Below are 17,103 nucleotides of genomic sequence, written 5' to 3'. Positions count from 1 at the left end.
GCACGCGCGCGGTTCGACATCATCAGGCAACTCCCGAGTGACCCGGCGCCCCCTGCGCCCATGCGGTCGCGTGGAGACCCATCTTGATCCTGCGCGACCCGGTACACGGCCTCATCGAGTTCGAGAGCGGCGAGGCGGCCATCGTTCCGCGCCTGCTCGGCGCCCGCGAGGTGCAGCGGCTGCGGCGCATCCGTCAGCTCGGGCTGACGTCGCTCGCCTTCCCGGGCGCCGAGCACACCCGCTTCGCGCACGCGCTCGGCGCCGCCCATGTGATGCGCCTCCTGATCGCGAGGCTCCGTCAGATCGATCGCGACCTCCCGTTCTGGCAAAGGGTCACCAGCGACCGCGCGCGCGACGCGATCGCCGCAGCGTTCTTGCACGATCTCGGCCACGGCCCGCTCTCGCACCTCTTCGAGGAAGCGATGCCGGGCGCGCTCCACCATGAACGATGGACCGAGCGCATCCTGCTCGACCCGTCCTCGGACGTGCACCAGGTGCTCGTGCGCCAGGACCCGTACCTGCCGCAGCGGGTCGCCGACCTCATCGGCGGTCGACACGAGCTGCCTTACCTCGCCAAGGCCGTGAGCGGGACCTTCGACGTCGACAGGTGCGACTACCTGCTGCGCGACGCGCACGCGACCGGCGTCCGCTACGGCGAGTACGACCTGCCGTGGCTGCTGCGCAGCCTCAGGTTCAGCGACGTCCAGGTGGAGATGCCCGGCGGCGGCGCCGCGTCCGCCCCGCCTGCTCCGTCGCTCGCCATCGACGGGACCAAGGGGATGAGCGCTATCGAGTCGTTCCTGCTCGCGCGCTACTTCATGTTCCAGCAGGTCTACTTTCACAAGACGACGCGGAGCGCGGAGTGGATGATCGGCGCCATCCTCCGGCGCGTCGTCGCCCGGCTCGCCGAGGGAGACCGGATCCCCGAGGTGCCCGCCGCCATCGCCGCGATGGCGTCCGGCGATATGCCGACGTTCGGGGAATACATCGAGCTCGACGATCAGGTCCTGCTCGGGGCGATCCACGCCTGGGAGGCGGCGCCCGATCCCGTGCTCTCCGATCTCGCCCGCCGCCTGCGCGCGCGCTCGCTCTTCAAGGCGCTCGAGCTGTTCCCCGAGCCCGGCGAAGGGACCGCCGAGCGCGACGCGCGGCGCGGGGTGGCGCTGGAGACGGTGCGCGGGATCGCGCAGGCCGCGGGGCTCGACCCGGAAGTGTACGTCGGCGTCGACGTCGCCGAGGACACGCCCTACGCCGAGGACGAGTCGCTCCTCGTCGTTTACCCGAGAGGACGCCCGCGGCGCCCCGCCGAGGTGTCCTTCTTGCTGGACCGGCTGCGCAACGAGACCATGACGCGCACCCGGATCCTCTTCGCGCCCGAGCTGCGGGACGCGGTGCGGGAGGCGCTGATACGCTGATGGCAACATCGAAGAAAGCAACCCGGGGGTCGCTCGATCCGGCGCCGCGACGCCGCGCCAGCGCCACGGCGCTCGCCGGCGTCGCGGCGCTCGCGGCGCTCGCCGGAGCGTCCACGGCGCGCGCCGAGAACGACGGCGCGTACGGCCGCCTCGACGGCGATCTCGATCTGCGCCTGGGCGCCGGCGCTTCGTTCGCGGAGGGCGGACCGGCGCTCTGCGCGCGCGGCGCTGCGGTCTACCTGCACACCGCCGGGCTCTACGCGCACTACATCGACGCGCTCGGCGCCAAGGGGACGCCCGTCGCGCGCTCGCTCGCGGGCGGCGTCTTCCTCCAGCCGCTCTTCCTCGCCCGGTACGCGAGCGATCTCGAGCGCGGGCCGCCCTGGCTCGACCTCTTCCTCGACTCCGTCGCGCTCGGCGTGGGCTCGTTCTGGGAGGCACCGCCGGGCGCCGGCCTCGCCCCTGAGCCCGGGCTGGAGCTCTCGCTGTCGCTCGACGTGCCGCTCCTGGGAGACGCCACGGGCCCGTTCCTCGGCCTGCGCGGCGCGCTCCGCTGGCGCGGGCCGGAGCTCGCCGGCGGCGAGAGCGCGCGCGACGCGCAGCGGGCGCTCCTGTCGGTCACGCTGAGCTGGCACCACGTCCTCCGGGTGCACCTCGTCGACGCCGGCGATCGCTCCTATGCCCGGGGCCGCGCCCCCGTCGAGGTGGCGGGGAGGGGCGGCACGGCGGGGGCGAGGAGCCCGTGAGCGCGGCGCTCGACGGGCTGCGCGCGGCGCTGGTGGGCGCGCTCCGCGCCGGGCTCGCGGAGCTCGATCCTGCAGGGCTCGTCGAGCGCGCGATCGACGCCGAGGCGGCCACGCCGAGCGGCCGCGTGGTCGTGATCGCGGCGGGCAAGGCGGCGCTCGGCATGGCTCAGGGCGCGCTCCGGAGTCGCTGGGCAGACAGGATCGCCGGGGGGCTCGCCGTCACCGTCGCGGCGGCCGCGCTCTCCGCGCGCGATCCGCACGCTGCTGGGAGTGATCCCGACGAGGCCGCGCTGCGCCCGCTGCAGGTGATGCGCGCGGCGCACCCGATCCCCGACGACCGCAGCATGGCCGCGGCCGCGACGGCGCTCGCGATCGTGGCCGCGCTCGGGCCCGACGATCTCCTGCTCGCCCTCATCTCCGGCGGTGCCTCCGCGCTGCTCTCGGCGCCGCCGCCGGGCGTGTCGCTCGCCGACAAGCAGGCCCTCGTGGCGGCGCTCCTCGAAGGAGGCGCCCCGATCCAGGACGTCAACCTCGTCCGTCGCCACCTCTCGCGGATCAAGGGCGGGCGGCTCGCGGCGGCCGCAGCTCCGGCGCGCGTGCTGACGCTGCTCATGAGCGACGTCGTGGGCGGGCTCCCGCACGACATCAGCTCAGGGCCCACGGTCCCGGACCCGACGCGCGTGGAGGAGGCGCGCGCCGCGCTCGACCGCTGGGCCCCGCAGCTCTCGCGGCTCGCGCCCGCGCTCAGCGAGTCGCTGAAGCCGGCGGACGCGCCGCTCCTGGAGACGCGGTTGCTCGCGGGTCCGGAGGAGCTCGCCGAGCGCGTGGCGGCCGCCCTAGCCGCCCGGACAGGGCTCCGCGCCGTCGCCGCCGCGGCGGAGGAGGGCGACGCGCGCGCGATCGTGGAGCGTCGCCTCGCGCTCGCGCGCGCGCTCGCCCCTGGCGAAGCGGCCGTGATCCCGTGCGAGCCGACGCTCGCGCTGCCGGCCGAGCGCGGCGCCGGCGGCCGCGCGGGCTGGATCGCGCTCGCCGCCCTGCGCGACTTGCCGCCGGACGTCGTGCTCCTCTGCGCGGCCACCGACGGCGCGGACGGCAGCTCCGGCGCAGCGGGCGCGGTCGTCGCCCGCGCGGCAGCGGCCGCGATGGACGACCGCGCGATCGAGGCGGCGCTCGCGCGCTTCGACGACGCCGCCGCTCACCGCGCCCTCGGCACGCGGCTCGAGATCGGGCCGACCGGTCACAACCTCACGGACGTGCACATCGTCGCGCGGGACTTCACCTGCGCCGTGGCCGCGCGCTGATCTCGCGGGGCGCGCCGATCGCCCCGCGGCCTCATTGCGGCTCGGCGCCGGTCGCGGTGGTGTCGCCCATCGCCTCGCGCACCGCGAGCGCCAGGGCGCAGCTGTTCGCCTGCCGCTGCCGCGCCTCGAGCGCGCCCCCCTCGACCGACGGCGTTCCGCCGATGAAGTTGCCGCTCGCTTCCCTGCGCACGCGCAGGATCGGCTTGCCGTCCGACAGCCGCCAGACGCCGACCCGCGCCATGTGCGGCACCGCGAGCAGCGCCTCGGTGGTCGTCGCGCCCTCGGCGGGCTCGTCGAGCACGAGGAGGTAGTACTGCGCCCGCGTGAGGAGCTCCGCCGCGAGCGGCACGTCGTCCCGCATCGTGTCCTCGAAGCTCGACTCCAGGAGCCGCAGGCGGAGCTCGCTCGAGGCGTCCTGCGCGTCGCGCACCCACTCGTCCGAGAGGACGTGCATCGTCCGGTACGCGACGCGCAGGTTGAACGGCTGCGCGGGCCGCGAGCAGCGCTCGGCCTCGTTGCAGTACTCGCCCGCAGTGCAATCCCGCGTGCGCTTGCACTCCGCGCCCGCCAGCGGGTTCGGGTTCGGCACCCGCAGGAGGCACGCGGTGAACGCGTCGCGGAGCGACTGCTGCGCGTTCTTCCGGACGGCGTCGACGCTCGTCGCCTCGTCCACCCGAAGGCGCAGGTAAATGCCCGCAAGTTCGCGGAAATTCCACGCCTTGAGCGCCTCCCGGTCCACGAGCTCGGCCCCCGCGCTCTGCGACAGATCGAGGGTCCAGCCCTCGACGCGCTCGCGCATCGGGAGCCAGCGCGGGCCGAGCTCGACGGCGACGGCGCGCTGCCGCGCCATCAGCTTCTGGCGCGCGCTCTCGATCTGCCCCTGGGACCACTTCCAGTGCAGGATCGCCGAGACCGCGAGGACGAGGGCTGTGTAACCCCAGAACTTCACCGGGGGCCAGCGCATCTTCGAGCGCGCTTCCCGCGCCTTGTAGACCGAAGGCAAGCCGCGTTCGCGGGGCGGCTGTTCAGAGGACATAGGAGAGGCTCCACGCAGGGGGCACCGGCCCGATCACGCGCGCGGAACAGCCTCCTCCACACGAGCTGCGCGGAGGGGACGGCTGCGCCGATCGCGCCGCTGGTGCCACCACGTCCGAGGGTGACCGGGGCCGCCGGGCATCGCCCAGCGCGCCCCTATCTTCTCTGCTTGATAGGTCAAGAAGCGAGGATCACTGCGACTTCGGGAGCTTGCCGACCATGAAGCTGACGTTCGGGTAACCGGCGAACGCCGCGGTCTGGAACACGCTCTTCACGACCAGCGCGGGCACGTTCTGATCGACCTGGAGGATGCACACGCCAGGGAACGGCTTGTTCGGCTGCACTTGCTTCCACAGCTCGCGCTTGTTCTTGAGCAGGTTGAAGAGCTCGTCGATCTTCTGGAGACGCCCGAGCTCCTCGATCGCGCGGGTCGACCCGGCCAGGGCGCCGTCGACGAGGATCTGGTTGCCGTTCACCGCGACCATCGGCGCGTCGATGATGTCATCGACGTTCTCCGCCTTCGGGAGCTTGACGTTCTTATCGACGGCGATCTCACCCGACGCGGAGAACGACATCAGGAGGAAGATCACGGTCACGATGAGGAAGTCGATGAAGCTCACGAGGTTGAGCCCCGCGTTCGGGCTGCGTGCGCCGTGCCCCGACACCTTGTTCCACACGAACCGGAGCGGCACCCCCTTCATCAGCCGGCGGCCCGGCTGATGGATCACGTGGGCGTGGGGGTTCTTGTGGTGCTTCGGATTGAACCTATCCATGTGCGCGCTCCTGCCTCAGCGGACCGAGAACGTCATGTTGAACACGGGGACCTGCTTGTTCCCGTCCGGCAGCCTCATCTCGCGCTTCGGCGCGTAGAGCGCGTCGAGCACCGCGACGATCTCCTTGAACGGCGTGCGGTTGTCGGTGTGGAGGATGGCCTGGTCGAGCTTCTTGTCGCTCGGGTCGCGATGGCCGCCGTGCGTCTTCCACTCCTCCTCGATCCGCTTCGCCAGCTCGGGGTAGCGGACGATCTTCGAGGACGCGTCGCCGACCTCGATCTGGGTCTTGGGGACCTTGACCTCGTTGACCACCGTCGCGCCCTGCTTCCACACGAGCCCGAACTCGCTCTCGCCGATGTGCAGGTTCAGCACCTTCTCCGGCGTCTGCGGGGTGAGCTCCTTGTTGGGGTCCGGCGGACCGGGGACCTGGGCGTCCGCGTTCATGCGCGAGTTGGTGACCCAGACCGCCGTGATCAACAGGAATGCAATCGTGACCATCAGCAGATCGATGAACGGGATCATGTTGATATCCGAGTTCGTCGCCCGCTTCTTGCCGCCGCCGTCGCCGACGTCTACGCCGCCCATATTGCCTTCCCAACGTGAGCCTGGGCTCACCTATCCAAGTTGTTGCGGGAACGCCCTGCCCGCAGCTCGCGGAGGGCCACCATGCTGGGTCTGACTTCGCCGCTCTGCTGAAGTTCCCGGGGCCCCGGCGGCGCAAGCCGCCGTCCGGGGCTTCGAGGCACGGGAGCGGGCCCAGGTGGAAGCGCGCGGGAGGCGCTCGACGACCCGGGCCCGCCGAGGACCATCAGGCAGCCGCCTGGCCGACCGCAGCGACATTCACCTTCTGACGGTTCGAGACGACCAGGTTGAGGATCTGCACCGACGCCTCGTTGATGTCGTCCTCGATGTGCTGCGTCTTGCCGTTCAGCACGGCGAAGCCGATGAGGCCGATGATCGCCACGCCGAGGCCGAAGGCGGTGCAGTTCATGGCCTCGGAGATCCCGAGGGCGAGCACGCGAGCCTTCTGGCTCGGATCGACCGACTCGCCGCCGACGGAGCCGAAGGACTTGATGAGGCCCGTCACGGTCCCGAGCAGGCCGGAGAGCATCGCGAGGTTCGCGAGCAGCGCGAGGTACGAGGTGCGCGCCGAGATCTTCGGCAGCTCACGGAGAGCCGCCTCGTCCATCGCCGCCTGGACCTCCTCGTCGGGGCGGTTCACCTTGACGAGACCGGCCTGGACGATGCGGGCCAGCGGCGCGTTCGCCGCGGAGCACATCTTCACAGCCTTGGCGACATCGCCCGCCAGGATGCACTTCTGCATGGTGGCGAGGAAGACGTCCTTGTTGATGGACGAGCCGAACAGGTAGAGGGCGCGCTCGACAATGATGCCGATCGTGAGGATCGACCAGAACAGGATGGGCCACATACCCCATCCACCCTCTTTGAAAGCTTCATACGCTCCGTGCATTGCTTCTGTCCTCCAGTTCGCCTCGCGTCCCCGGGATGAGGTTTCGCGCAACTCGATCGGTTCCCTCTGTCAGACTCGTGTTGCCGAGGGCGGCAGTCTTTCACTCACACGTAAGAACGGATGAGAGGCCTATTTCGCTTGGCGGCGCTGGCCGTGGACGACGTGCTCCTGTCGCTCTCTGGCGAGATGCCCACGGGACGCTAGCCGAGCGGCGCTGACCTCTGCAAGAGTCCTGATCGTCTCTCCTGGTCCCGGCGCCCGGCGCCGTCCCAGCTCTCTCACCTGTCGTCCAAGACTGACTTCGCGTCGTCACCCCCGGGGCCCGTGATGGCTCTGGGCGCGGCTCCCCGTCACCGCAGAGCGTGCCACCTTCTGGCCGAGCACCGCCGATGCGCTCGGGGGACTCGCGCATCTTCGCGATTGAGACCCGGCGCCGTCAAGAGAGATTTGGCCACACGTGAGCGCTCTGATACGGGCAAAACTTTACAACAATCGCAGGGTTATGCGGTGCTCCGACGCGAGAAAGCGGGCGGACCCACAGCGGAGCCCGTGGCCTCCAGGAGAGGCGGCGCCGGCGTGACGCCGGTCGACACGACAGCGCACTGCGGCAGTGCGTGCAGCATTACCCGACGAGGGTGCGCTCCGGCTCGGCAGGCGAGCGGCCCCGTGGACGGCAGGGCGCGGCAGCCGGCCAGGCGGCGGCGGCCGAAGTGATTCAGGGCGTTCCGTACCCCGGCGCCTCGGGACGGTCGGCGCCGCCTCGCCGCCATGGGCGCCAGAGCGCCGCGTCGCACGCGGGTTCTGGCGCGGATCTGCGCCGATCCCGGCAACTTGCCGCCGGTCGTGGCCGCATCGCCGAGCTTGCACACGGGATCGGGCGGCAGTTATAGTCGCGGCGCCTAGAGATTGTCGGGCTTCTGACGACGCTGAGAAAGGGACTTCGAGGATGCGTCATCTGCTGATGTTGGCGGCCGAGGGTGGTGGCGAAGGTGGGATGTGGGAGGCCATCAAGCACAATCCGACCTTCCTGATCGCGAACCTGGTCGTCTCGGCGGTCGTGGTGACGATCATCATCGAGCGAACCGCGTTCCAGCTCGGGCGCTACCGCGTGAACTCGAAGGAGTTCTTCGCGCAGGTCAAGAAGCTGGTGGCCGCCGGCAACATCGACCGCGCCATCAAGCTCTGCGACGCCAGCGATTACCCGATCCTGCAGCTCGTGAAGGCGGGCCTCACCCACGCGAACAAGGGCGCCGACGAGATCGACGCCGCCCTCAGCGAGAAGCTGTCGGAGCTCAAGCCCGCCGTGGAAAAGCGCGTCGGCGCCCTCTGGTCGCTCGCGAACATCGCGACGCTGATCGGCCTCATCGGGACGGTCTCGGGCCTGATCAACACGTTCGCCTCCATCGCCGCCCAGGGCCTCTCCCAGGCCGACAAGCAGCGGATGCTCTCGAACGGCATCGCGGAGGCCATGTACAACACGGCGTTCGGCCTCGCGATCGCCGTCGTGTGTATGATCGCGCACGTCCTGCTCCACACCCGCTCCAAGAACATCCAGCACGATCTCGAGGCGACCACGGAGCGCGTCTTCAACCTGCTCACGATCAGCAGCAAGCCTGGTTACTAGCCCATGGCGGATCCGCAAGACGTCCCGCTCAGCTCGGCGCAGCGATCGAAGATCCGGCGCCTCTCGCAGCCCAAGGAGCCCGAAGCCGGGGAGGAGGCCGGCGAGCTCAACGTCGTTCCTTACCTCGACATCATCATGAACATCCTCATCTTCGTGCTCGCCAGCGTCTCGGTGACATTCGTGTCGTCGATCGACACGACGCCGCCGTCCATCGGCGGGGGCAAGGTGCGCAGCGAGCTCTCCAGCAAGGCGTTGAACCTCTCCGCGTTCATCACCAGCCAGGGGATCTCGCTGAAGACGTCGAGCGGCAACATCGCGACCGGCTGCCAGGACGTGGGCAGCGGGGTCACGGTGCTGAAGACGAACGAGAGCCATGACTTTCCCGCCCTCACGGCGTGCGCGAAGCGGCTCAAGAACGCCCGTCCCGAGTTCAAAGAGGAGACGCAGGTGACGATCACGGCGAACCCGGGCGTCGACTACAAGACCATCATCGACGTGATGGACGCGCTGAGGAGCGACGCCGGGGAGGAGCTGTTCCCGGAGGTCCACTTCGGGGTGGCCCGATGAGCGCCGCCGCGCAGCCCCCTCCGCCGAAGCCGAAGGCGAGCATCGTCCGCTACAAGGCGGCCCTGCGAAAGGCGATCCGGCGGAACCGGCGTGAGCCCGAGATCGACTTCCTGAACATCACCGCGATGCTCGACCTGATGACGATCATCCTCGTCTTCTTGCTGAAGAGCGTGGGATCGTCCGCGGCATCCATCCCGCAGTCCAAGGACCTCACCCTGCCGAAGTCGGTGATGCAGTCCGAGCCCTCGCAGGAGGGCGTGGTCGTCATCGTCTCGAAGTCGCAGATCCTCGTGGGCGAGGACCCGACCCCGATCGTCGTGCTCCCCAACCGCGAGCAGCTCGCCCAGTCCGGCGTCGACGCGAAGTACAAGCGCAGCGGGCCCAACGATCTCTACGTCGTCCCGCTCGCGAACGCCCTGTCCCATGCGCGCGAGACGGACAAGGCCATCCGCGCCGCGAAGGGGCTCGATCCGTCGTCGTCCGAGGCGATCATCGTGGCCGACGCGACCACGCCGTACCGCCTGCTGATCGAGGTCCTGTTCACCCTCGGGCAGAGCGAGTTCGGTAAGTACCACCTGATGGTGCTGAGCGGCAACAAGCAGTAGCCGCTCCCCTACCCCGCTCCCGACGGCCACCTACCGTGGCCACGCACCTCACCCCACCCCACCCCACGACCGGCGCGCCGTCGCTCGGTCGAGGCGCGCCCCTCGACGGGCGCGCCCCCTTCGCTCCCCCGCGCTGTGAGCCCCGACCTGTGCCCTGCGACCGGCGCGCTCCCCGCGCGCCGTGTCGCCAGGGCGGTCAGTCGACCGCGAACAGCTCTTCGAGATCGGCCTTGGTGAGCTTCTTGGCGCCGCCGGCGTCCTCGCTGAGGACGGAGGCGACGAGCTCGCGCTTCTTTGCCTTGAGCAGGAGGATCTTCTCCTCGATGGTGCCCGCGGCGATGAGGCGGTACGCGGTCACCACCTTGGTCTGCCCGATGCGGTGGGCGCGGTCGGTGGCCTGCTGCTCGACCGCGGGGTTCCACCACGGATCGAAGTGGATCACCGTGTCGGCCGCGGTGAGGTTCAGGCCGGTGCCGCCCGCCTTGAGGCTGATGAGGAAGACCGGCACGCTCGGATCGCTCTGGAAGCGCTCGACGCGCTCCGCCCGGTCCTTCGTGGAGCCGTCGAGGTACTCGTAGGCGACGCCATCCTCCTTCATCGCCCGCTCGATGAGCTTCAGCATCATCACGAACTGGCTGAAGACGAGCACCTTGTGCCCGCCCTCGACGGCGTTCGAGATGAGCTCGCGCACAGCGACGAGCTTGCCCGAGTCGTCGTCGCCGAACTCGCGCGGCAAGCCGAGCAGCCGCGGGTCGCAGGCCGCCTGCCGGAGCCGCGTGAGGCCGGCGAGGATCTGGAGCTGGCTCTTCGCGAGCCCGACGCGCTCCACCTCGCCGAGGACCTGCGCCCGCACCTCGCGCGCCACATGCATGTAGAGCGCCCGCTGCTCGCCGGTGAGATCGCAGATCTGGTCCATCTCGATCTTCTCCGGCAGATCCTTGGCGACCTCCTGCTTCGTGCGCCGCAGGATGAACGGGTGGATCACGGCGCGGAGCCGCTGCGCGGACTTGTAGTCGCCCGCCTCGATCGGCCGAGAGAAGCGCGCCTCGAACTTGTCGAGCGAGCCGAGAAGGCCCGGCGAGACGAAGTCGAAGATCGACCAGATCTCCGACAGCCGGTTCTCGATGGGCGTGCCCGTGAGCGCGAGCCGGCGCTTCGCGCGGAGCCGCTTGGCCGCGGCCGCCGTGGCGCTCATCGGGTTCTTGATGTGCTGCGCCTCGTCGAGGATCGCGTAGGTCAGATCGAGCTGCGCGAGGAAGTCCTCGTCGCGGCGGAGCAGCGCGTAGCTCGTGATGACCACCTCGGCGGCCTTCACCTCGTCGATCTGGTCCTTGCGGTCGGCGCCGTGCCACAGGGCGACCGAGAGCGACGGCGCGAACCGGGCGAGCTCGCGCTCCCAGTTCGTCACGACGCTCGTCGGCGCGACGATCAGCGCGCGCAGGTGCTTCTCCTCCTGCTTGACGGCGAGCAGGAGCGCGATCGTCTGGACCGTCTTGCCGAGGCCCATGTCGTCGGCGAGCACGCCGCCCGAGCCGATGTCGTGGATGAACTTGAGCCACGACAGGCCGGCCTCCTGGTAGGGACGCAGCGTCGCCTTCAGGTTCCGGGGCCGCTTGGTGCTGCCGATCTCGTCGATGTTGCTGAGCTTGTGGAAGAGCTCGCGCGCGGAGGCGGTCACGCTCGACGAGCTCGCGTGCTGGAGCAGCTCGTGCACCCGCCCGGCCTGCGCCAGCGGCAGCCGGCCGTTCTTGCCGGCGGTCGTCATCAGCTCGACCTCGCGATCGAGCATCGCGCGCACGGCGTCGGGGTCGAACGCTGCGAACGATCCGTCCTCGAGGCGGACGTAGCGCTTGCCCTCGGCGAGGCAGCGGCGCAGCTCGTCGCGATCGACGCCGACGCCCTCGCTCTCGAAGCTGAGCCTGACGTTCAGCCAGTCCATCCCCGAGGTGACCTTGGCGAACACGCCGATGGGCTTGCTGCGCACCTGCGTGTCGACGAGATCCTCGGGGACGAAGAGGTCCCAGTCGTCGGGGAGCTCGGCGAGGCCCTCGGTCCAGAAGGTGAGCGCGTGGTCGCCGTTCGCGATGAAGCCCTGGCCGGTCTCGTCCGGCCTGAGCCCGAGGCCGAGCAGCTTGCCCGCCGCGTCCTGCTGCGCGGCGATGTCCACGCGGATACAGCGGGCGCGCTTCATCCCTTCCTCGGGCGGCTGCACGAGCACCGGGGGCGAGATGCCGTCGGCGCGTACGGCGACCTCCGCGTCGCCGTACGCGGCGAACAGCGTGACGCGCGCCTCGATCAGCGAGCCGCCCGCGCGCATGCGGAACGTGGGCACGAGGTCGACGACCTCGGCGATCTGGTTCAGGTCGGGCAGCTCCGCTCCGACCTCGAGCGCGATCTTGGGCAGCCCCTGCATGATGATGCGGGGCAGCTCGCTCATCGGCTCGCCGATGGTCGGCGAGCGCAGCAGGCGGCGCATCGCCGCGGGCGAGACGCGCTTGTCGATGCGGCGCGCGAGCCCCTCCTGCGTGTCGATGTGCCAGCCCGGCCAGCCCTCGAACCACCCGCCCTGCAGCAGGGAGAAGCGGCGCTTGTCGTTGCCCCGCTCGAAGCTCGCCTTGACGATGATCGTGTCGCCACCGACGGTCTCGAGGTCGAAGCGCGGCCGCAGGCTGTCCTCGCCGAAGCGGAGCTGCATGAGCGCCGGCTCGAGGAGCACGCGCTGGCCCTCCAGCAGCGGGAGCAGCTCGGCCACGTCCTCGCCGCGGATATCGACGGCGGGGTGACGCGGGTTGCCGCTCTCGAAGCGGGCGAGCAGCCGGAGGGCGTCGCGATCGGGCGTCGGATAGAGCGCCTGCCAGGCGAGCGCCGCGGAGGGCAGCACAGGGACGCGCGCCTCGGCGTCGAGGACGGTGACGGTCAGCGCTCCCTGCCGCACGTGAAGGCGGAACTCCACGCGCCGGGCGCCGGTGACCCCCTCGGGCGGGAGCCACGCGCCGATGCCGGTCTGCTTGGCCGTGGCGTCGAGCACGGGGGCCGTGAGGGCGACGGCGGAGCCCGGCGGCCCGTGGCTGCCAACGACGGTGGGGACAGGCGCCGGCGGCGTGATCGCCAGCCGCCCGCGGCGGTCACGACGTCGCACGCGCTTCAGGGCGTCACCGCCGGCATGGGCGGTCTGAGGGACGAGCGCCGGGATCGGCGGCTCGCGTCGGGGCTGCGCGCCGCGAGCCTGGTCTCGGATGCTGATGAGCAGCGCCGCGACGTGCTTGCAATGCTGTCCGGCCTTCTGGAAGGCCGGGCAGGAGCACTGGGACTGGATGCCATCGGGCGAGAGCTCCACCTTGACCGGGTACGGCTCGGAGTCGGCGGCGCGGACGGTGCCGCTCGCCATCGTCTCGTTGATTGAAATGTCCTCGACGACGCGGCGACGAAAGTACTCCAGCCCGCGGAGAAAGGTGCGGGCGCCAAGGAGCCTTCGCAGGCCACGATCGCTGAGGGTGGAGAGTGCGTCGGAGATCGGAGGCGGCACGTCGTGGGCTCGGGATACAGGTGCGGCGGCAATTCGCCGGGAGGGGTCGGGTGGACGGGATCTCTGGCGGATCCCGCTGGATGAAGAACCGGCATCAGATGAAGAACGGCAAGAACACGATGGTCACGGCGGGAAGCATCTTGATGAGCACATGGATCGCGGGACCGGCCACATCCTTGAGAGGATCGCCGATCGTGTCGCCAACGACGGCGGCGCCGTAGGTGGGGTTGTCCGCCCGCGCCCCGGTCTCGTCGACAAGGTAGCGCCCGCCGTGCGCGCCGGTCGCGATGTACTGCCTCGCATTGTCCCAGATCGCCCCGGTATTCCCCAAGAAGAGCGACCCGAGGACGCCTGCGACCGTCCCGGCCATGATCAGGGCCGCGACCGAATCCGCCGCGACCAGAGGATTATCTTCCGTCCTTGCAAAGCGCAAGGCAAGTCCCACGACGACCGGCACCGCCACCGACACAAGGGCCGGGGCGATCATGTGGCGTAGCGCCGCCCGCGAGACCATCTCGACGCAGGGCTCGTGGTCGCCGACGAAGCCCGGCGGGCGGGCCCGGGCCTGGCGCCTCACCTCGTCAAGGACGCGGCGGCCTGCCTGGAGCACGTTGCGGATGCAGCGCCCGGCGAGCCAGAAGACCAGGAGGATCCCGACCAGCGCGCCGAGGTAGACCTCGGGCCGGTCGAGGCGCACGACCATGGCGGCCGTGTCGCCGGTGCTCGGCGCGCTCAACGTCAGCGCGCGCCGCCGGGACTCGTCGAGGTAGCCGGCGACGAGCAGCAGCGAGGCGAGCGCCGCGACCCCGGCCGTGTACGCCTTCGTGAGCGCCTTGGTCGTGTTGCCGACGGCATCCAGCACGAGGGTGCGGCCTCGCACGTCCGGTCGGTCGCGGGCCACCGTCAGCGCGACGATGCCGCCCGCGTTGTCCACGATGGGGCCGAACGCGTCCATGGCGAGGACATACCCGGCGGTGCCCAGCATCCCCATCGTGGCGACCGCGGTGCCGAACAGGCCTCCCCCGGCGAGGCCCGAGCGGGCGCCGAGCAGGTACGAGCCGAAGGTCGCGCCGACGACGACCAGGAGCGGGAGCACCGAGCTCTCGAGGCCGATGGCGAGCCCGCGGAGCACGGCCATCGCGGAGCCGCTGCGCGCGGCCTCGGCGAGCTCGCGGACCGGGCGATGCCGCTGCTCGGTGTAGTACTGCGTGACGTGCAGCACGCCGACACCGGCGACGATGCCGATGACGCCGCACGCGAAGAAGACGACCCAGTGGGCGCCGAGCAGCCACTTGGCGGCCCCGGCCATCCCGACGGCGTGCAGGATCGCCGTGACGTAGAGCCCGCGGACGAGGGCGTTGAAGGCGTCCTCCCGGTCGTCGGTCTTGACGACCATCACGCCGAAGAGCGTCGCGATGAGGCCGAACGCGCGGCTGACCAGCGGAAAGAGCACGACGGCGAGGGCGCTCGGGAGCCCGGCGTTGTTGCGGAAGAGCATCGCGCCGACCACCATGGCGCCCGCGTTCTCGGTGACGGTCGAGGCGAAGACGCCGGCCGCGCGCCCGGCGCAGTCCCCGACCATGTCGCCCGCCAGGTCGACGATCGTTGCCGGGTTCTGCTGGTCGTCCTCATCGAGCCCGACCTCGGCGCCGGCGAGATCCGCGCCGAGGTCGGCCGCCTTGGAGAAGGTGCCGCCGCCGAGCTGCGCCATCAGCGCGGCGAACGAGGCGCCGAGCGGGTAGCCGGCGATGACCCAGGGGATCGTCGGCGCGAGCGCGAGCGCCTCGGCCGGCTCGGCCCCGAAGCCGCCCCGGAACGCGAGCACCGCGGCGAACAGGCCGCCGAGGCCGAGGAGGCTCATGCTCACGACGAAGAGCCCCGACACGGCCCCGCCGCGGAGGGCGATCTGCAGGGCAAGATCGAGCGAGCGGCGGGCGCCGCTCGCGGCGCGCACGCTGGTGCGGAGCGCGATCCAGGTGGCGATGCGGCCCGTCGCGACCGCGCTGGCCGCCCCGACCGCGAACGAGAGCGTGAGCCAGACGCCGAGCTCCAGCGCGGGCACCGGGTTCTTCTCCCCCGCGCGCCGGAGGAGGCCGTACGCGAGAAAGATGGCGCCGCCGAGCATCGCGGAGACCGCGCCGATGACGCTGCTCTGGCGGCGAGAATACGCCTCGGCGACCCCCTGGATGAGCGCGGCCACGCGCTGCATCTCCGGCTCGACCGCGGGGCGCGCGACGACCCAGCGAGCGAGATAGGCCGCAAAGGCGAGCCCGATCAGGCCGCCGCTGAGGATGAGCGCAAGCTCCGTCATGACGGGCGGGCCGGGCGCGCACCGTGAAAGCGCTGCCTCGGCCGGTGAGGATGGTGCGGACGATGCCCGCGGGAGCGCCGCAGGAACCCGCGCTGCAGCGGCGCACGCCTTCCCTACTCCGGCCAGCAGGGCCGCGCAAGCGAAGACGACGCGCGCGGACCGGTCATTTCACGTCGTTCGCATCGCGCCCGATCGCGTGCTCCAGCCGGGTCCTCGCGACGAGCGCCCCGACGCGCGCGTTGAGCTGCTGCAGCCGCGCCGTCGTGACCTCTCTCTCCGAGTCAACGAGGTCGGTGCTCGTCGCGCGCCCGGCCCGGAACAGCTCCGACTTGACGCGCATCGACTCCTCGGCCGCCGCGAGCTGCCGCTCCGCGGTCTCGATGCTGCGCGCGGCCTTGCTCACGTCGGTGTAGGCCTGGGCGACTTCCATCCGAAGCCCGTCGCGCAGCAAGGCTTTTTGCTCCGCGACCTGCGCCGTCCGGGCGCTCGCCTCGGCGGAGGCCGCCGCGGTCGTCGCGATGTCGTTGAGGACCCACGTGGCGCGGGCGCCTGCGGTCCATGTCAGGTCGAACTCCTCCCGCTGCGGGAAGATGCGCTGGTTGGGGTTCGCGTACGTGAGGTCGGCGACCGCATCCAGGCGCGGGAAGTAGCCGGCCCGCGTGATCTGCTCGGTCTTCTTGAGCGAGTAGAGCGTCTCGTCGAGGGCGCGAATCTCGAGCCGCTTCCCGAGCGCTTCCTGCTGCAACGCGGGGAGCGACGCTGGAGGCGGCTGCGCGGCGACGCTGCCGGTCATGACGTCGATCCCCACCGTGAGCGGCCTGCCCTGCGCCGCCGCCCCCAGCGCGATCCGGATCTGCTCGTCGGCGACGAGGAGCATCGCCTCGGCCTCGGTGAGCAGCTGCTCTGCGCTCGCGACTTGCGCCTCGAGACGGAGCACGTCTGCCCGCGAGAGCAGCCCCACCTCGAACGTGCGCTGGGCGTCCACCAGGTGCGTCTTCGCCTGAGACACGGCCTCGCCACGGACCACGAGCAGCCCCTTCAGCCCAACCCAGTTGAAGAACGATATCTTCGCGTCGGCCGCGATCTTCAAGGCCTCGGCCTGCACCTCGAGCTTCTTCGCGCTCTCGGAGTGGGACGCCGCCGCGTATCCCTGGGAGATACGGAGCACGTAGTCCGAGATGGGCACCGCCAGGCTCGCCGACAGCGAATACTGGTTGAGGAACTGCGCGCCCAGGCCGAACTCCGCAAGTCGCGGGTCCTGCTCCACCTCGGACAGGCGCATGTAGCTCGCGGTCAGGGTGATGCGCGGAAAGAAGCTCACCGCAGCCTGGTCGACCCGCGCGGACGCGGCCCGGAGGTCGGCCTGCCTGGCGCGGAGCGATGCGTGCGTCTGCAGGGCAATCTTCGCGAACTCGTCCGGGGTCAACCCGCCTGGCTGCGGGGCGAGCGCGGTGACGAGCGGATCGGCCTTCGCCCCCGGCCGGGCCGCAGCGACGGGAGCCTGCGGGGGCTGCGCCTGGCCGGGGGCGGGAGGGGCCGGCGCGGGCTGCGGGGCCGCGGGCTGCGGGGCGGCCGGCTGCGGAGCGGCCGGCTGCGCCGCGGCGGGCGGCGCGATGAGCCCGAGGGCGAGCAGCCCGGCGAGCGTCGAGGCCAGCGAGATGCTGCGTCGAGACGAGGGTGCGGTGCTTTTCATGACCGGTCGGTCACTTATGGGCGGCGAAAGCACCCG

13 protein-coding genes are annotated in these 17,103 nt (G+C 71.0%); 6 read left to right on the top strand and 7 right to left on the bottom strand.

Features of this window, described 5'->3' with window-relative positions; translation table 11 throughout:
- Positions 1-83 precede the first annotated feature (83 nt).
- The 3 genes from WMF42_RS14585 to WMF42_RS14575 are packed head-to-tail and all read left to right on the top strand — an operon-like array spanning position 84 to position 3,462.
- Positions 84-1,415, top strand: a complete 1,332-nt coding sequence (locus WMF42_RS14585) for an HD domain-containing protein (protein WP_061605609.1) — start codon at positions 84-86, stop codon at positions 1,413-1,415.
- Positions 1,415-2,161, top strand: a complete 747-nt coding sequence (locus tag WMF42_RS14580) for a hypothetical protein (RefSeq protein ID WP_437692504.1) — start codon at positions 1,415-1,417, stop codon at positions 2,159-2,161. Before WMF42_RS14585 ends, WMF42_RS14580 begins: the two co-directional genes overlap by 1 nt.
- Complete coding sequence (locus WMF42_RS14575; RefSeq protein WP_437692502.1) at positions 2,158-3,462, top strand: DUF4147 domain-containing protein; 1,305 nt, start codon at positions 2,158-2,160, stop codon at positions 3,460-3,462. Before WMF42_RS14580 ends, WMF42_RS14575 begins: the two co-directional genes overlap by 4 nt.
- A 31-nt stretch (positions 3,463-3,493) precedes the next feature.
- Here the strand turns inward: WMF42_RS14575 and WMF42_RS14570 are convergent, their stop codons facing one another.
- The 4 genes from WMF42_RS14570 to WMF42_RS14555 form a co-directional block, all read right to left on the bottom strand.
- Complete coding sequence (locus WMF42_RS14570) at positions 3,494-4,426, bottom strand: hypothetical protein (RefSeq protein WP_061605620.1); 933 nt, start codon at positions 4,424-4,426, stop codon at positions 3,494-3,496.
- A 262-nt stretch (positions 4,427-4,688) separates the two neighbouring features.
- Positions 4,689-5,270: an ExbD/TolR family protein gene (locus tag WMF42_RS14565; RefSeq protein ID WP_061605612.1), complete on the bottom strand. Its 582-nt coding sequence runs from the start codon at positions 5,268-5,270 to the stop codon at positions 4,689-4,691.
- A gap of 15 nt (positions 5,271-5,285) precedes the next feature.
- Entirely contained in the window at positions 5,286-5,855 is a 570-nt protein-coding gene (locus WMF42_RS14560; RefSeq protein WP_061605613.1) for an ExbD/TolR family protein, read from the bottom strand.
- A 223-nt stretch (positions 5,856-6,078) separates the two neighbouring features.
- Positions 6,079-6,699, bottom strand: a complete 621-nt coding sequence (locus WMF42_RS14555; RefSeq protein ID WP_233560992.1) for a MotA/TolQ/ExbB proton channel family protein — start codon at positions 6,697-6,699, stop codon at positions 6,079-6,081.
- Between the two features lie 988 nt (positions 6,700-7,687).
- Between WMF42_RS14555 and WMF42_RS14550 the strand changes: the two genes are divergently transcribed.
- The 3 genes from WMF42_RS14550 to WMF42_RS14540 are packed head-to-tail and all read left to right on the top strand — an operon-like array spanning position 7,688 to position 9,537.
- Entirely contained in the window at positions 7,688-8,365 is a 678-nt protein-coding gene (locus WMF42_RS14550) for a MotA/TolQ/ExbB proton channel family protein (RefSeq protein ID WP_061605615.1), read from the top strand.
- A gap of 3 nt (positions 8,366-8,368) precedes the next feature.
- Entirely contained in the window at positions 8,369-8,932 is a 564-nt protein-coding gene (locus WMF42_RS14545) for an ExbD/TolR family protein (RefSeq protein ID WP_061605616.1), read from the top strand.
- The gene (locus tag WMF42_RS14540) at positions 8,929-9,537 is read left to right on the top strand and encodes an ExbD/TolR family protein (protein ID WP_061605617.1); all 609 of its coding nucleotides are present in this window, start codon (positions 8,929-8,931) and stop codon (positions 9,535-9,537) included. Before WMF42_RS14545 ends, WMF42_RS14540 begins: the two co-directional genes overlap by 4 nt.
- Before the next feature lie 196 nt (positions 9,538-9,733).
- On the opposite strand, the gene WMF42_RS14535 is transcribed toward WMF42_RS14540, so the two are convergent.
- The 3 genes from WMF42_RS14535 to WMF42_RS14525 all read right to left on the bottom strand — a co-directional run bounded on the left by WMF42_RS14535 (position 9,734) and on the right by WMF42_RS14525 (position 17,067).
- A complete protein-coding gene (locus WMF42_RS14535) occupies positions 9,734-12,925 on the bottom strand; it encodes a DEAD/DEAH box helicase (protein WP_233560993.1) in 3,192 nt (1,063 codons plus the stop codon).
- Between the two features lie 232 nt (positions 12,926-13,157).
- The gene (locus WMF42_RS14530) at positions 13,158-15,374 is read right to left on the bottom strand and encodes a sodium-translocating pyrophosphatase (protein ID WP_061605619.1); all 2,217 of its coding nucleotides are present in this window, start codon (positions 15,372-15,374) and stop codon (positions 13,158-13,160) included.
- 163 nt (positions 15,375-15,537) lie between these two features.
- Positions 15,538-17,067 (bottom strand): TolC family protein, encoded by a 1,530-nt coding sequence (locus WMF42_RS14525; protein ID WP_437692499.1) that lies wholly within the window; start codon positions 17,065-17,067, stop codon positions 15,538-15,540.
- Positions 17,068-17,103: the final 36 nt, after the last annotated feature.

The organism is Sorangium sp. So ce176, from assembly GCF_051519835.1.
Taxonomy (GTDB): domain Bacteria; phylum Myxococcota_A; class Polyangia; order Polyangiales; family Polyangiaceae; genus Sorangium; species Sorangium cellulosum_G.
Note: the sequence above shows the minus strand (reverse complement) of the source record. Positions and strands in the feature narration are given on the sequence as shown.

Coding starts and splice junctions, on each gene's coding strand:
- WMF42_RS14540 (WP_061605617.1), top strand. CDS start 8,929: ATGAGCGCCGCCGCGCAGCCCCCTCCGCCGAAGCCGAAGGCGAGCATC.
- WMF42_RS14550 (WP_061605615.1), top strand. CDS start 7,688: ATGCGTCATCTGCTGATGTTGGCGGCCGAGGGTGGTGGCGAAGGTGGG.
- WMF42_RS14530 (WP_061605619.1), bottom strand. CDS start 15,374: ATGACGGAGCTTGCGCTCATCCTCAGCGGCGGCCTGATCGGGCTCGCC.
- WMF42_RS14580 (WP_437692504.1), top strand. CDS start 1,415: ATGGCAACATCGAAGAAAGCAACCCGGGGGTCGCTCGATCCGGCGCCG.
- WMF42_RS14570 (WP_061605620.1), bottom strand. CDS start 4,426: ATGCGCTGGCCCCCGGTGAAGTTCTGGGGTTACACAGCCCTCGTCCTC.
- WMF42_RS14555 (WP_233560992.1), bottom strand. CDS start 6,699: ATGTGGCCCATCCTGTTCTGGTCGATCCTCACGATCGGCATCATTGTC.
- WMF42_RS14535 (WP_233560993.1), bottom strand. CDS start 12,925: ATGGCGAGCGGCACCGTCCGCGCCGCCGACTCCGAGCCGTACCCGGTC.
- WMF42_RS14545 (WP_061605616.1), top strand. CDS start 8,369: ATGGCGGATCCGCAAGACGTCCCGCTCAGCTCGGCGCAGCGATCGAAG.
- WMF42_RS14525 (WP_437692499.1), bottom strand. CDS start 17,067: ATGAAAAGCACCGCACCCTCGTCTCGACGCAGCATCTCGCTGGCCTCG.
- WMF42_RS14560 (WP_061605613.1), bottom strand. CDS start 5,855: ATGGGCGGCGTAGACGTCGGCGACGGCGGCGGCAAGAAGCGGGCGACG.
- WMF42_RS14565 (WP_061605612.1), bottom strand. CDS start 5,270: ATGGATAGGTTCAATCCGAAGCACCACAAGAACCCCCACGCCCACGTG.